Genomic DNA, 15,054 nt, shown 5'->3' with positions numbered 1-15,054 from the left:
GCTCCTCTCCCGGCGGCGGCCGCCGGCCGGCCCGGCGCTCCGGAGCGGTGCGTGACGGGCGCCGGAACCCTACCGGCGGACGCCCGGGGCCGCCGCGGGAGCACCCGTCCGGATGATCATGACCCGACGACCCGGCCGGCGTCGCAGGCGGTGATCCGCCAGAGCGCGTTGTCACCGTCCTCGGCCAGCAGCTCGAAGCCGTCGGCCTCGTGCAGGTCGTCCAGACCGGGCCAGTTCGACGCCAGCGGGTCCGGCTCCCAGAACGTCGGCGGCGCGGTGATCACGTACCCGACGCCGGTCTCGGCGACCGCGGCGCACACCGCCGGATCGGTGGACGCCTCCCGCAGCCGGTCGGCGATCAGCAGCTGGTCCTCCGACCACACCCCGGTCAGGTGCGGGAACAGCACCTGCCGGTCGGTCAGCGGCCACAGCATCGCGGTGCCGGCCCACGGGTTCTGCGCGACCACCGCGTCGGCCGGCAGCAGCTCGCCCGCGTAGCGGAGGAACTGAGCCTGTTCCGGGCCGACCAGCACCTGCTCCGGGGTCTGGTAGATGCCGGCGAGCTGGTCGATGTGCGAGCGCTGGTAGAGCCCGCCCGAGGTGACGACGACGGCGAGCACCCCGACCGCCACCAGCACCGCGGCCCGCGGTCGCGGCCACGCCTGCACCGACGGGGCGGCGCGGGTGAGGGCGTCCCGCGCGACGCAGGCCACCCGGCGGGCCAGCGAGCACAGCGCGACCAGGCCGAGCGCGGCCAGCGGCGCCGCGGTGACCGGGACCAGCGCGGCGATCCGGGGCGCGTCGTTGTACCAGACCCCGGTCCACACCGACGACCACGTGCTCGCCCCGATGATGTAGAGCGTGCACACCAGCACGTGCGAGGGCACCAGCCAGGCCGTGCGCGAGCGGCGCAGCGCGACGATCGACCCGGCCACCGTGAGCAGCGCGATCGACCAGGCCGGGTCGTTGCCGTCCGGGCTGTGCAGCAGTGCGTTCCGCACGGCGCCGAGGAAGCCGACCTGCGGCTCCCAGTAGTAGCCGCGGATGCCGTCCAGGATCGGCGAGACGAACATGAACCAGGCCAGCCCGGCACCCACCGCGGCGACCACCGGCACCGTCGCCAGCGTCCGCAGGTTCGCCCGCAGGCCCGACCGCAGGCTGCGCCGGACCGCGCCGGCCAGTCCCCACAGCACCGGCGGGACGGCCACCACGACCAGGCCGAACAGCGCGTTCGGGTGGGCGAAGCCGAGGGCCGGCACGGCCGCGGCGACCGGGAACCAGCGGGCGACCCGGCCCGGCGGGTAGGGGCCGCGGCGCGCCGGGCTGGCCGGGGCGGGGCCCAGCCCGGGGCGGGCCGCGATCGCCACCGTCGCCAGCGCCGCCGGGATCAGCGCGACACCCAGCAGGTTCGGCCAGAGCGCGCCGTAGGTGACCAGCGTCCAGGGGAACGCGATGAAGCCGAGCGAGAGCACCGGCGCGGCGAGCGCGGCGCCCGCGGAGCGGCCGACCAGGGTGCGGACCAGCAGCAGCACCGACAGCGGCCAGATCAGCAGCGTCGTCACCAGTGCGACCACGTTCGACGCGACGACGATCTCGCCCGGGCCGGGGGCCAGCGGCACCACCAGGGACACCACGTCGTGCCAGGCCGACGGGTAGAAGCCGGGGGAGTTCACCAGCCCGCCGACGGTCAGCGACGACGCGTCGGCGGTGTTCAGGATCCGGGCGACCGCGTTGTAGTGGAAGTTCGAGTCGAACGTCTGGGACAGCGCGTCCGGCCGGTCCATCCCGCGGATCGCGGCCCGGAAGCCCAGCACCCAGGCGATCAGCATGCCGCCGAACGCGGCCGGCCCGGTCCACCGCCGGTCCGGCCCGCCGGTGCGCAACGTCTCCCAGGCGCTCGCCGTCCGTTCCCGGACGCGGGCCGGTGTCGGCAGCAGCGGGCGCCGGGCCACCAGCCGCCGCGTCCCGACCACGACGAGCGCGAACAGCGCGGCCGTCGCGACCGGTACCATCCCGCTCCACGGGACGCCCAGCAGGCTCGCGGCCACCGCGGATCCGGCGATCAGCCCGACCGACAGCAGCGGCGCCGCACCCCACGCGGCGATCCCGCGCAGGCCGGCGGCCACGCCGACGGCCAGCCCGGGCAGGGTCACCCAGGCCGCGGCGAGCAGCACCAGGGGAACCGCGGACAACCAGCTCACAGCGGCCCGATTCCTCCCCGTCCTCCGATGGCCAAGGGGCCGATAATCAGCGGGAATGCCGGATACGTCCGCTTCTGCGGCCCGTCTGAGAGGGTACCGAAGCCGCTCGGTGCCCTCGATCACGGCTGCCCTACCCTCGTGGCTCGTGAGCTTCAGTCGCGACCTCGCAGGACACGACCTCGCCGGCTACGACCTGATCGTCGTCGGGTCCGGGTTCTTCGGCCTGACCGTGGCCGAGCGGGTGGCGCAGGGCCTCGGGAAACGGGTGCTGGTGCTGGAGCGCCGCAACCACATCGGCGGCAACGCCTACTCGGAGCCGGAGCCGGAGACCGGGATCGAGATCCACCGCTACGGGGCGCACCTGTTCCACACGTCCAACGAGCGGGTCTGGGAGTACGTGAACCGCTTCACGTCCTTCACGAACTACCAGCACCGGGTGTTCGCCCGGGTCGGCGAGCAGGTATACGCCTTCCCGATGAACCTGGCGCTGATCAACCAGTTCTTCGGGAAGGCGCACAGCCCGGACCAGGCCCGGGAGCTGATCGCCGAGCAGTCCGCCGAGGTGGAGACGGGCACCGCCGCGAACCTCGAGGAGAAGGCGATCTCGCTGGTCGGACGCCCGCTCTACGAGGCGTTCGTCAAGGGCTACACGGCCAAGCAGTGGCAGACCGACCCGCAGAACCTGGACGCGTCGATCATCACCCGGCTGCCGGTCCGCTACACCTACGACAACCGCTACTTCAACGACACCCACGAGGGCCTGCCGGTCGACGGCTACACCGCGTGGCTGGAGCGGATGGCCGACCACGCGAACATCGACGTCGTGCTGGAGACCGACTTCTTCGAGGTCCGCGACCGGCTCCCGGCGGACGTCCCGGTCGTCTACACCGGGCCGCTGGACCGCTACTTCGACAACGTCGAGGGCGAGCTCGGCTGGCGCACCCTGGACTTCGAGATGTCGGTCGAGCCGACCGGCGACTTCCAGGGCACCTCGGTGATCAACTACAACGACGCCGACGTCCCCTTCACCCGGATCCTCGAGTTCCGGCACATGCACCCGGAGCGGAACTACCCGAAGGACAGGACGGTGATCGTGCGCGAGTACTCGCGCGCCGCCGAGGCCGGGGACGAGCCGTACTACCCGGTGAACACCCCGGACAACCGGGCCAAGCTGGAGCGCTACCGGGAGCTCGCCCGCAAGGAGACCGCCAACCGCAACGTGCTGTTCGGCGGGCGGCTGGGCACCTACAAGTACCTCGACATGCACATGGCCATCGGGTCGGCGCTGACGATGTACGAGAACCGGCTCGTCCCGCACCTGACCGAGGGCAGGCCGCTCTCCGGGACCGACGCCGAGGACTGAGCCGTACCGGCCGGGTGCGCCGGACCGTCTCCCCGGTTCGGCTGCCCGGTGCCTCAGCTGCTCCGCGACCGCCGCCGGGCCGGACCGAGACCCAGTCCGACCGCCGCACCCGCGACGACGGTCCTGCCGCCCACCTCGCGGCGCACCGCGACCGTGCCGACGGCCACCGGCGGCAGCACGGTGAGGACGAACCGCACCACCGACGGCACGTCGAACCCGGCGTCGGCCAGCAGCTTCCCGGCCAGCGGCAGCAGGAACCAGATCGCGCCGGTCGCGGCGGCCACCGCGGCCCCCCGGGCCCACCGCTCGGCCGGGGTCGCCGAGAGCACCCGCCGGGTGCGGCGCAGTGCGAGGGTCTCGTCGCCCGGGGGTGCGGCGACACCCGTCGTCACCGGTGGCGGCTGCCGGAGCGGCTCAGCGGCACCGCGCCGGGCCCGGTCCTCGGTCCACAGCTCCCCGGCCCGTACCCCGGCCCCGGCCGCCGCGGCGGCCCACCACGGCAGCCCGCCCTCACCCCGCGCCCGGCGCCCAGCCCAGCTCCGCGGACACCGCGCGGGCCGCGGCGGCCGTCGTCCGGCCCAGCTCACCGAGCCGGTCACCGATCCGACCGCTCGGGCCGATCACGTTGATCGCCGCGACCACCCGGCCGCGGAAGTCCCGGACCGGGGCCGACACCCCGGACACCCCCGGCTCGAACTCCTCGCGCACCTCGGCCCAGCCACGTTCGGCGGCCTCCCGGATCGCCTGCCACAGCTGCGGCACCGTCCGGGCGGTCGCGTCCGGATGGCCGGGCACCAGATCGTCGACCGCGCCGAACCGCACGTACAGCTCGTCCGGGGTGGCGTCGGCGAGTAGCACCCGCCCGGCGGAGGTGCACGCCAGCGGCGCGCGGTGCCCCTCCCAGCCGGACGTGCGGTACGAGTGCCCGGACACGGTGCGCACGGTGAGCAGCGCGTCGTCGCGCAGCACGCACAGGTGCACGGTCTCCTCGGTCGCCACCGCGAGCCGGTGCAGCACCGGCTCCGCGACGCCGGTCAGCCGGCCGTCGGTGCCCCGGGCGACCAGGGAGAACAGCCGCCAGCCGAGCCGGTAGACCAGGCTGTCGGCGTCCCGCTCGACCAGCCCGGCGTCGGCGAGCGCGCGCAGCGTCCGCGACACCTGGCTCTTCTCCCGGCCGGTCAGCCGGGCGACCTGCGCGACGCCCAGGCCGCCGGTGCGGTGCGCCTGCGGCGAGGCCAGCGCCTCCAGCAGGTCGATGTCGCGGGCCAGCCCGTGCCCGCTGTGCGGCGCCTGCGTCACCCCTCCGACAGTAGCCGGGACGTGCGGGGTTGCCCGCAGCGCAACGACGGTTGCGATGTCCGGACCGACCTGGTCGGCCGACGCGATCCGGCCTAGCGTCGGCGCCGACCGGCCCGGGGTGCGAACCCCCCGATCGCGCCCCGGGCCGGCACCTGCCGCCGTCCCCGACCGGGAACCCATGAAGATCACCGACATCACCCTGGACCGCCTGCGGCTGCCGCTGGACCCGCCGCTGCACGCCGCGTGGGACCCGGTCCCGCGGCGCGTCTTCGACGCCACGATCGTGCGCGTGCACACCGACGCCGGTCTCGTCGGCATCGGCTCCGGCGACACGATGGACGGCTTCGACGCCTTCCGCGACCTGTTCGTCGGCACCGATCCGCTGGCGATCGCCCGGCACGTCCGCGCCATCGAGACCTGCACCTTCCACGGCGGCAACTACTGGCCGCTGGAGGTCGCGCTCTGGGACCTCGCCGGGCAGGCCGCCGGGCTCCCGGTCGCGACCCTGTTCGGCGGCACCCACGACCGGGTGCCCGCCTACGCGTCGTTCTGCGTGCCGCGGCCGGCCTCCGAGCGGGTCGAGGTCGCGCACCGGGTCGCCGAGGAGGGCTTCCGCGCGGCGAAGATCCGGATCGACCGGGACCGGATCGACGAGGGCGTCGCCACCGTCGCGGCGGTCCGGACCGCGCTCGGCGACGACTTCACGATCATGGTCGATCTCAACCAGTCCTGGCGGATGGCCGGCGACATCGCGCCCGCGACCGACCTGGCCGGCACCCGCAGGCTGGTCCGCCAGCTCGCCGATCTCGACGTCTTCTGGGTCGAGGAGCCGCTGCCCTACGCCGACGCCGACGGCTTCCGCACGCTGCGCGCCGAGAACCCCGGCCTGCGGATCGCGGCGGGGGAGATGGCGCACTCGGTGCCGGAGATCGTGGACTGGATCCACCGCGACGTCCTCGACGTCTACCAGATGGACGTCGTCCTCTCGGTCGGCATGAGCCGGGCCCGCACCCTCGCCGAGCTGGCGATGCTGCGGCACCGCGCCTTCACCCCGCACAGCTGGACCAACGGCATCGGGGTGCTGGCGAACCTGCACGTCGCGGCCGGCGTCGGCGGCGGGCCGTGGTTCGAGTTCCCGTACGACCCGCCGGACTGGACGCCCGCCCGCCGCGACTTCCCGCTGGTGTCCGGCCCGGTCGTCGGCGGCGACGGCACGATCGCCGTGCCGTCCGCGCCCGGCCTGGGCGTCGTGCTCGACGAGGACGCGGTGCAGCGGTGGCGGATCACATGAGCACCCGGTTCTCGATCGCGCCGTCCTGCGCGCTGGAGTTCGGTCCCGGCGCGGTCTCCCGGCTGTCCGCCCTGGTCGACGGGCTGGGCGCGGACTCGGCGTTCGTCGTCACCGACGCCGGCCTGCGCGGCACCGGCATCGTCGACCGGGTGCTCGGCGGGCTCGCCGCGGACGGCCTGCGCACCGGGGTGTTCGACGGCATCGGTCCGAACCCGTCCACCACGGTCGTCGACGCCGGCGCGGTCGCGCTGCGCGGGTTCGGGCCGTGCGTGGTGATCGGCCTCGGCGGCGGATCGGTGCTCGACGCGGCCAAGGGCATCGCGCTGCTCGCCACCCACCCCGACGCGGACGCCACCGACCCGCTCTGGGACTCGCCCGTCGACGGGCTGCCGCTGGTCGCCGTCCCGACGACCGCGGGCACCGGGGCCGAGACGAACGGGTTCGGCGTCGTCGAGGACACCTGCGCCCGGCGCAAGATCTACCTCGGCCACCCGTCGGTCCGGCCGCGGGTCGCGGTGCTCGATCCGGAGCTGACGCTCGGCCTGCCCGCCGCGATCACCGCCGCCACCGGGTTCGACGCGCTCGTGCACGGCGTCGAGTCGCTCGCCTCGCGCGGCGCGAACCCGGTCTCCGACGCGGCCGCGGCGCAGGCCGTCGCACTGGTCGGGCGGTGGCTGCCGGTCGCCGTCGACGACGGCACCGACCTCGACGCCCGCTCGCAGCTGCTGCTCGGCGCGCACCTGGCCGGGCAGGCACTGACCGTGTCCGGGCTGGGACTGGTGCACGGCATCGCGCACGCCGTCACCGCGCACCTCGGCACCCCGCACGGGATCGCCCTGGCCGCGGTGAACGAGCAGGTCATGCGCTACAGCGCCGACGCGGCCGCCGCACCGTACGAGCGGGTGCGCCGGGCGCTGGACGGCGCGACGCCCCCCGCCGGCCCGGCTCCCGCGATCGACACCGTCACCGCGCTGGCCGAGGGCATCGGCGTCCGCCGCACGCTGCGCGAGCTGGGCGCCGCCCGCGACCTGCTGCCGGTACTGGCCGCCGCCGCCGTCGCCGATCCGGTCACCGCCAACGCCCCCCGCCCCCCGAGCGAGGCCGACGTCCGGGACATCCTCGACGCCGCCTGGTGAGAGGTGCAGCGGTGCCCCCGCGCCCGCCGGGACAGCGCCGGTGTACCCCTCGCCGGACTAGGGTGCCGGGGTGCGGTGGTGCTGGGCGGTGCTGGTGGGGCTGGTGCTGGTTGCGGGCTGCTCGACGGGTGCGGGCGGGGCGCCGGTGAACCCGGCGCCGGCGAGCGCTGGGCCGGTGAACGCGGGCCCGGCGATCGCGTCCGTCGACACGACCGGGGCGCCGCTCCCGGCCGCGGTGACCGACACCGCCCGGGTGCTCGACGCCGCGCTGTCCTCCGGCGATCCCACCCCGGTCCGCGACCGGTACAGCCCGGCGCCGGGCGCGGCGTCCTGGACGGTCGTCGCCGACCGGCTCAGCGACCCGGCGAACCAGGCGAAGCTCGCGTCCGCGCTGCGCAACCCGCCCGAGCCGCGGCCGGAGATAGCCTACCTGTTCAGCGACGGCGACCACGGGTTCGGGCTGACCGCCGACGGCCGGCTGGCGTTCGTCGGCGTCGGGCAGCGCGCACCGGGCGCCGCGACCGGGACGCCGGCACCCAGCGGGCAGCCGTACTGGGCCGGGCGGTCCTACGGCCACGGGCGCTCGCTGGACGCCGACCCGTCCGGCACCGGCCTGCTGACCTTCCGCACCTACGAGACCTGCCCGTCGCAGCGGCCCGGGGTGCCCTGCGAGCCCGACGGCCCGCAGCAGGTCGGCCGGGTCGAGCTGCGGATCTACGACGTCGGCGGCGGGCCGTGGGTGGCCGAGGTCGTGACCAGCAACGACGAGCCGGAGTTCCCGGTCGGCGACCTGCTGCCGGTCGAGGAGCCCGCACCGGGCGTCGTGCTGCTCGGCAGCGGCGACCGGACGCTGGTGTTCTGCAAGGACGGCGTCACGCACGACGGTTGCGGCGCCTGAGTCAGCGGGGCAGCCAACCCGCCACGGCACCGACGAAACGGTCCAGGTCCGACGGGTCTGCCAGCCGGGCCAGCACGATCCGGTCGTCGACCTCGACATAGTGGTGCACCAGTACGTTCCGGAAACCGACGGCCCGGGCGACGGCATCGGCCAGCTCGGCCGGCAGGACCCCGTGGCTGCCGAGGAGCCGGATCGCGTCCGCGTTGGTGGACGGCGGCCCCCAGCCCTCGGCGGAGCACACGTGCTGTGCCACGTCCACGCATCCCTCGATGGCGGTCACGAAGAGGTACTTGATGCCCCGTATCCACAGCGGATCGGCCCGTCGCTCCGGGCCCGCACCGGACTCGCCCCGGAGCACGGACAGATCGTCGCTGATCGACCGCAGCAGGCGGGCGACCCGTGCCTCATCGACCATCCCGGCTCCTCATCGCGTCCAGGAACTCCCGGTGCGCACGGGTGATCCGGGGAAGCTCGTCGAGATAGATCTTGCGGGTGGTCGCCACCCATCGCACGCGGGCGGGCGGATCGTCGTCGAACAGCAGCTCGCCGTGCAGCGCGACCCGCCCGGCGAGCTCCAGCGGCGCGTCGTGCAGCACCAGCAGATCGACCCCGGCGGGCAGGTCCACCTCGAAGGACGCCGGCGGATCGGCGGGCCACCACGCCGCCAGGTCGAGATCGGAGCCGGGCCGGGGCGACCCGCCGGCGGCCCGGCTGCCGTGCACGAACGCGAACCGCGCGCCGGCCGACCGCAACACCGCGACGGCGGCGTCCCGGAGCTCCTGCTCGGTGCCGGACACCCGGCCAGTCTTCACCATGCCGGGGAGCGCCCGCAGCACGGCGGGCGGCGCCCGGCCGACCCGGCGAAACGGACGTACCACTCCGGTTGCACGGCGCGCCCGACCGCCTCCCGGCGCGCCCGCGACCCGCGGCTACGCTCGGGCGACCCGACCGGGCCGAGCGACGCGGCCGCCCGGGTACGGGAACGACCGGAACCAGCCGACCCCCGAGGCAGTTTCTGCGATGACCACCGCCCCCACGGATCGACGAGGCCACCAGGTGTCCGAGACCGCGCAGTCCCCGACGACCGGCGAGACGCTGCTGCAGCGGGTGATCATGCCCCGCCCGGCGGACCCGTTCGCGGTGCGCGCGCTGTACCTCGACGAGCGTCCCGGCACCACGCTGGCCCCGGTCGAGCCGCTGCGGGGCGAGCAGGACCGCCCGCTGTCGCTGACCGTCTCCACCGCGGGGGGGCGCCGGACCCGGGTGCACGACCGCACCGCCGCGACCGTCCCGCCGGGGACCGAGGTGTCCTTCGGCGCCTACTTCAACGCCTTCGCCGCCGGCTACTGGCGGGCCTGGTCCACGCTGACCGCGATCGAGCTGCGGCTCGACCTGGAGGGCACCGGCCGGGTCGACGTGTACCGCACCAAGGCCGACGGCTCGCAGATCTTCGTCGCCGGCGAGCTCGTGCAGGGCCGCCGGCAGGTGACCCTGGAGCTGGACCTGCGACCGTTCGAGGACGGCGGCTGGTACTGGTTCGACCTGTCCACCGACGAAGCCGCCGAGCAGGGCCTGCACCTGCACGGCGGCGGCTGGCACGCGCCGCACGACGCGCCCGGGCGGGCCGCCGTCGTCGTCGGGATGCCGACCTTCAACCGGCCGGCCGACTGCGTCGCCACGCTCACCGCGCTCGGCTCCGATCCGCAGGTGCTCGACACGGTGATCGCGGTGATCCTGCCCGACCAGGGCACCCGCAGGGTCCGCGACGAGGCCGGCTACGAGCAGGCCGCCGCGCTGCTCGGGGACCGGCTGCGGATCATCGACCAGCCCAACCTCGGCGGGTCCGGCGGCTACGCCCGGATCATGTACGAGGTGCTGCACGGCACCGGGCCGCACGCCGGCGGCATCGACTGCGAGCAGATCCTCTACATGGACGACGACATCCTGCTGGAGCCCGACTCGGTGCTCCGCGCGGTCGCGTTCTCCCGGTTCGCCCGCTCCCCGATGCTGGTCGGCGGGCAGATGCTGTCGCTGCAGGCGCGCTCCCAGCTGTCCACGATGGGCGAGGTCGTCGATCGCAACCAGTTCATGTGGCGGCCGGCGCCGGAGACCGAGTCGCACCACGACCTGGCCGCCCGCACGCTGCGCCAGTCGCCGTGGCTGCACCGCCGGGTCGACGTCGACTACAACGCCTGGTGGATGTGCCTGATCCCGCGCCGGGTCGCCGAGGACCTCGGGCTGCCGCTGCCGCTGTTCATCAAGTGGGACGACGCCGAGTACGGCCTGCGCGCCCGGGCCGCCGGTTACCGCACGGCGACCGTGCCCGGCATCGCGATCTGGCACATGTCGTTCATCGAGAAGGACGACTCGTCGGACTGGCAGGCGTACTTCCACTACCGCAACCGGCTGGTCGCCGCCGCGCTGCGCGGCCCGGAGGACCCGCGGGCGCTCCTGAAGGAGACCTTCAAGCGCACCCTGCGGCACCTGATGCTGATGGAGTACTCGGCGGTGGCGCTGCAGATCAAGGCGTTCACCGACTTCCTGGCCGGGCCGGAGGCACTGTTCCCGAAGCTGCCGGTGGTGCTCGACGAGATCCGCGAGCTGCGGTCCCGCTACGACGACGGCCGCCCGCTGAACTCCGCCACCGACGTCCCGCTCGCCGATCTCGACGCGCTGGGCGCCCAGCTGTTCCCGGAGCCGCCGGTCGGTCGGGTGAAGGCGGCGCTCGGCCTGGCCCGCGGCGTGCTGCGCAACCTGCGCACCCCGGACCCGGCGCTGCGCGAGCGCCCGCAGCGCAACGTCCCGTGGGCGAACGCCCAGTGGTTCGTGCTGGCCGGGCTGGACTCGGCGACGGTGTCCACACCGGACGGCCGCGGGGTGACGTTCCGGCGGCGTGATCCGCTGCTGTTCAAGCAGATGGTCACCGAGTCGCTGCGGCTGCACCGCGCGGTCGCGGCCGACTGGGGGGCGCTGCGCGGCCGTTACCGGGCCGCGGAGCCGACGCTGACCGGCCGGGACGGCTGGAAGCACATCTTCGAGTGAATCCCGGGGCCGGACGCCGGGCGCGGCTCCTGCTGCTGCTGGGCATCCTCACCTGCCTGCTCGGCGGTGCCGCCGCGCTCGCCCCGGTGCAGGCGGACACCCCGGCCGTCAGCTGGCCGTCGGTCGACGCCGACCCGATGGCGCCGTCCACGGTGCTGCCGCTCTCGCCGTACCGGCCGCTGCAGCTCACGGTGACGATGTCGTGCGCCTCGGCGAGCGCCGTCGGCGAGGGGGACGTGCTGCGCACGATGCCCGCCGCCGTCGACGACCCGATCACCGCACCGGGGCTGTCGGTGACCGTCTCCGACGGCACGCTGGTGATCCGGTCCGGGCCCGAGGAGCTGTATCGCGGCCCGGTCGGCGAGGGCTGCATGTGGATGCTGTACTCGGGTCCCGACGGCACCGATCTGACCCGGGACGGCCGGGTCGTCGCAGACCGGCCCGATCTGGCCCCGCCGCAGATCGCCGAGCTGTCCACCGCGCTGACCGGATCCGACCTGGACGGTCTCCGGGTGCGGGTGGACACCGACGCCCGCTACGAGTCGTCGCCGACCCCGCTCAAGATCGGCTTGCTGGTCGCGCACCTGATCGCGCTGGGAGCCACCCTGGCGGTCGCCGTCCGCACCTGGACCGGGACCCGGCGGATCCTCGCGGTGCGCCCGCGGCCCGGGATCGCCGACGCCGTCGTGGTCGTGGTGACACTGGCCTGGGCGGTGCTCGGACCGGTCAACATCGACGACTCCTGGTACGCGCTGATGGCCCGCCAGGGCGCCGAGACCGGCGCGATCGGCAACGCGATCTACCAGTTCAACGTCACCGAGGCGCCGTTCACCACCGGCCAGTACCTGATGCAGTTCTGGGGGAGCCTCGCCGGCTGGGGGCTGCTGCCGATGCGGGCCGTGCCGGCGCTGCTCGGCCTCGGCACCTGGGTGCTGCTGCGGCTGACGATGGTGGTGCTCGCCGACCGGATCGGCGCGCGGGCCGGGGTGGTCGCGGCGCTCGCCATCGCCCACCTGGCCTGGTTCCTGCCCTACGGGATCACGCTGCGCCCGGAGCCGGTCGGGACGTTCGCCGCGGCCGGGGTGCTGCTGCTGGTCGCCGCCGCGCTGCGCACCGGCGCGGTCGGCCTGCTCGCCCCCGCGACGGCCGTCGCCGTGCTGGGCGTGACCGCCGCGCCCGCCGCGGTGGCGGCCGCGGTGCCGCTGCTGCTCGCGCTGTCGCTGGTGTGGTGGCATCTCGTGCACGCCGGGTGGATCACCCGGTTCGCGACGGTCGCGGTCGCGTTCGCCGCGGCGAGCGTCGTCGTGCCACTCGGGCTGGCCGACGCCACCCTCGCCGACGTGCGGGAATCCGTCGCCGTGCACCGCTGGTACTACCTGCAGTACCCGTGGTGGCGGGAGATCGTGCACTACGCCAACCTGCTCGGCCCGGACGACCAGGGCGCCTGGGGCAGGCGGCTGCCGGTCCTGCTGACGGTGGTCGTCGTCGTGCTGGGGGTGGTCCGGCTCGCCACCCGGCGCGGCACCGGTGGTCCGCTCGGGCGGGCGTTCGGGTTCGCGCTCGCCGCGACCGCGCTCGCCCTGGTGGCCGTCGCCCTCAGCCCGACCAAGTGGGTCAACCACTTCGGGGCCGTCGCCGCCCCCGCCACCCTGCTGCTCGCGATCGCACTGGCCCGCGGCCCGCTGCCACGGGGCGCCCCGGGCCGGCTGATCGCGGTCGGGACGACGGCGCTCGGCCTGGTCGCCGCCGTCATCTACGCCGGTCCGAACCTGTGGCGGCCGTTCGGGGACTGGGGGCAGCCGTTCGGCAACCACTCGGTGGTCGACGCGCCCGTCCACCAGCAGGTGCTCGCGCCGCACCTCGGCCCGTTCTACCTGCACAGCCCGTTGCTGTGGCTGCTGGTCGCGGTGGCCGCGCTGGGCTGGGCGCACCGGCGACGGCGCTCCGGACGGCCGTCCGGTCCCGGGCCGGACGGCGTGCTGCTGCGCACCGCCACCGCCGGTGGGGTGGTGCTGATGCTGCTCGTGTTCACGCTCGCACCGGTGCAGCAGGCCCCCGGCGCGTCGGTCGCGTCGATGAACCTCGCGTCGCTGGGCGGCGAGCCGTGCGGACTTGCGGAGGCCGTCACCGTGCAGGTGCCCGACGACGGACCGCCCCCGCAGACCGGGCCCGCCGAGCTCACCGGCGCGCTGGCCGAGGGCCCGCCACCGGGCCGCCCCCCGCTGCCCGGACCGGTGTGGCACGCCGTCGGCGCCGGCACACTGCGCACCGGATGGTTCGACGTCCGGCCGGGTGCCGCAGCGTTGCTCGTCCCGGTGACCGGTGAGTTCTCCGACGGCACGTCGGTGACCGTCGAGCTCGCCGACGGCACGGACGGCACGGACGGCACGGACGGCGCGATCGTCCCGATCCGGCCGCAGCTGCCCGGCTCGGGCACCGACGAGTGGCACGACCTGGAGGTCGACCTGTCCGGCATGTCCGGGGTGTCCCGGGCCCGGCTGGTCGTCGAGAACCCCCCGGGGGCCCTGATCGGTGTCGGCGCCCCGCTGCCGTCCCGGGATCGTCCGGTGTCCGACGTCGTCCGCGGTGACCCGGTGTTCGCCGACCAGGTCTCGGCGCTGCTGTGGCCGTGCGAGGACCAGATCGTCGTGCGGCACGGGATCGCGCAGACCCCGCAGTGGCGGCTGCGGGTCGGTGACGGCCTGGAGGGCGCCACCGAGGACAACGCCTTCTTCGTCCCCAACGGCGGCGTGCTCGCCGGGATCGGGCGGACCGCGACCTTCGACGAGCTGCCGACCCGGCTGGACCCGCCGCCCGGGCGGGCCGCGTTCGGCTGGGGGCACGTCGAGCGGGTGGTGTACGACCACCCGACCGACGGCTACGACCTGAGTGTCGGCACCGAGTGGCGATGGGGCTGGGAGCGGTTGCCGAGCCTGGCGAACAAGGAGTACACGGGGCGAGACTTCCTGGGCTGAGGGAGCGGGTTGCACGGCCCGGCTCCCGGTGGATACCTGCCGATGTGCGGGCCGCGCTCGCCGCCGGCTCGGCGGCGGGTCCGGCTACGTCCGTGTGACGACCCACCCCCGGGCGGAAGTCCGGGTCCCGGCCCGAGGTGCCGGGGCGGCGTGCCGGGTGAGGTGGACCCGTGCTCACCACCAGGACCTGGCGCCGGATCACCATCTGGCTGCACGTGCTCACATCCGTCGGCTGGATGGCGCTCGCCGCGTCGCTGGCCGTGCTGCTCGCGCTCGCCGCGGCCGATCCGGTGGCCCGCGCACCGGCGCTGGTCGCCGCGCACCACCTCGACGGGGTGCTGCTCGCCCCGCTCGCCACCGGCTCGGCTCTGACCGGGATCGTGCTTGGCGCCGCGACCCCCTACGGGGTCTTCCACCACTGGTGGACCACGGTGAAGTTCGCGATCACCCTGACCCAGCTCTACCTGGGGATCGTCGTGCTGTCGGCGTCCCTCGACGCCGCGCATGACGATCCGGCGGCCGTGCCACCGGCCGGCCTGCTCACGGCGACCCTGCTCATGGTGACCGCGATCGGGTTCCAGGCCTGGGTCTCGATCGACAAGCCGTGGGGCCGCACGCCATGGTCGGCGGGCCGGCCGAAGCCGGTGACGGGGCCGCGGTGGATGTTCGTGGTGGGATGCACGGCGGTCGTCACCGACCTGGTCGTCGGGCTCGTGATCGGGAACCCGGCGCCGGTGCTGTCGGTGCTCGCGCTGGTCGCTGTGCTCACCGGGCGGATGTGGACCGGGCGGATGCGGAACGGCCGCCGGGCTCCCGTCGGCAGGGCCTGACCACGACCGTGCTGCGGGA

The 15,054-nt window shown here is 75.0% G+C and carries 12 protein-coding genes; 7 read left to right on the top strand and 5 right to left on the bottom strand.

The features are described 5' to 3' along the window. Positions 1–116: 116 nt before the first annotated feature. A complete protein-coding gene (locus ACVJO7_RS07435; RefSeq protein ID WP_491672250.1) occupies positions 117–2,201 on the bottom strand; it encodes a DUF6541 family protein in 2,085 nt (694 codons plus the stop codon). Between the two features lie 145 nt (positions 2,202–2,346). Here ACVJO7_RS07435 and glf point away from each other — a divergent pair, with 145 nt between their 5' ends. Next, positions 2,347–3,564 (top strand): UDP-galactopyranose mutase, encoded by a 1,218-nt coding sequence (glf, locus tag ACVJO7_RS07430; RefSeq protein ID WP_491672249.1) that lies wholly within the window; start codon positions 2,347–2,349, stop codon positions 3,562–3,564. Positions 3,565–3,617: 53 nt separating this feature from the next. On the opposite strand, the gene ACVJO7_RS07425 is transcribed toward glf, so the two are convergent. Continuing rightward, on the bottom strand, positions 3,618–3,956 hold the full coding sequence (locus ACVJO7_RS07425) for a hypothetical protein (RefSeq protein WP_491672248.1): 339 nt from the start codon (positions 3,954–3,956) through the stop codon (positions 3,618–3,620). A 118-nt stretch (positions 3,957–4,074) separates the two neighbouring features. Further along, positions 4,075–4,863, bottom strand: coding sequence for an IclR family transcriptional regulator (locus ACVJO7_RS07420; protein ID WP_491672247.1), 789 nt, complete (start codon positions 4,861–4,863; stop codon positions 4,075–4,077). A 178-nt stretch (positions 4,864–5,041) separates the two neighbouring features. Between ACVJO7_RS07420 and ACVJO7_RS07415 the strand changes: the two genes are divergently transcribed. From ACVJO7_RS07415 to ACVJO7_RS07405, 3 genes are all read left to right on the top strand, one after another. Then, positions 5,042–6,154 carry a mandelate racemase/muconate lactonizing enzyme family protein gene (locus ACVJO7_RS07415; protein WP_491672246.1) on the top strand — a complete coding sequence of 371 codons (1,113 nt, stop codon included), beginning with the start codon at positions 5,042–5,044 and terminating at the stop codon, positions 6,152–6,154. Next, the gene (locus ACVJO7_RS07410; RefSeq protein ID WP_491672245.1) at positions 6,151–7,290 is read left to right on the top strand and encodes an iron-containing alcohol dehydrogenase family protein; all 1,140 of its coding nucleotides are present in this window, start codon (positions 6,151–6,153) and stop codon (positions 7,288–7,290) included. Before ACVJO7_RS07415 ends, ACVJO7_RS07410 begins: the two co-directional genes overlap by 4 nt. Positions 7,291–7,360: 70 nt before the next feature. Next, positions 7,361–8,188 (top strand): hypothetical protein, encoded by an 828-nt coding sequence (locus tag ACVJO7_RS07405; protein WP_491672244.1) that lies wholly within the window; start codon positions 7,361–7,363, stop codon positions 8,186–8,188. Position 8,189: 1 nt separating this feature from the next. Here the strand turns inward: ACVJO7_RS07405 and hepT are convergent, their stop codons facing one another. Then, on the bottom strand, positions 8,190–8,603 hold the full coding sequence (gene hepT, locus ACVJO7_RS07400; RefSeq protein WP_491672243.1) for a type VII toxin-antitoxin system HepT family RNase toxin: 414 nt from the start codon (positions 8,601–8,603) through the stop codon (positions 8,190–8,192). Continuing rightward, complete coding sequence (locus ACVJO7_RS07395; protein WP_491672242.1) at positions 8,593–8,985, bottom strand: nucleotidyltransferase domain-containing protein; 393 nt, start codon at positions 8,983–8,985, stop codon at positions 8,593–8,595. Before ACVJO7_RS07395 ends, hepT begins: the two co-directional genes overlap by 11 nt. Before the next feature lie 259 nt (positions 8,986–9,244). Between ACVJO7_RS07395 and ACVJO7_RS07390 the strand changes: the two genes are divergently transcribed. The 3 genes from ACVJO7_RS07390 to ACVJO7_RS07380 all read left to right on the top strand — a co-directional run bounded on the left by ACVJO7_RS07390 (position 9,245) and on the right by ACVJO7_RS07380 (position 15,035). After that, positions 9,245–11,230, top strand: a complete 1,986-nt coding sequence (locus tag ACVJO7_RS07390; RefSeq protein WP_491672241.1) for a glycosyltransferase — start codon at positions 9,245–9,247, stop codon at positions 11,228–11,230. After that, positions 11,227–14,205 carry an arabinosyltransferase domain-containing protein gene (locus tag ACVJO7_RS07385; protein ID WP_491672240.1) on the top strand — a complete coding sequence of 993 codons (2,979 nt, stop codon included), beginning with the start codon at positions 11,227–11,229 and terminating at the stop codon, positions 14,203–14,205. Before ACVJO7_RS07390 ends, ACVJO7_RS07385 begins: the two co-directional genes overlap by 4 nt. A gap of 170 nt (positions 14,206–14,375) precedes the next feature. Next, a complete protein-coding gene (locus tag ACVJO7_RS07380) occupies positions 14,376–15,035 on the top strand; it encodes a hypothetical protein (protein WP_491672239.1) in 660 nt (219 codons plus the stop codon). Positions 15,036–15,054 lie beyond the last annotated feature (19 nt).

This window comes from Pseudonocardia sp. DxW, from assembly GCF_058448985.1.
The sequence above is the reverse complement of the archived record's forward strand: the minus strand, read 5'-3'. Positions and strand labels throughout refer to the sequence as shown.

Coding starts and splice junctions, on each gene's coding strand:
- hepT (WP_491672243.1), bottom strand. CDS start 8,603: ATGGTCGATGAGGCACGGGTCGCCCGCCTGCTGCGGTCGATCAGCGAC.
- ACVJO7_RS07415 (WP_491672246.1), top strand. CDS start 5,042: ATGAAGATCACCGACATCACCCTGGACCGCCTGCGGCTGCCGCTGGAC.
- ACVJO7_RS07410 (WP_491672245.1), top strand. CDS start 6,151: ATGAGCACCCGGTTCTCGATCGCGCCGTCCTGCGCGCTGGAGTTCGGT.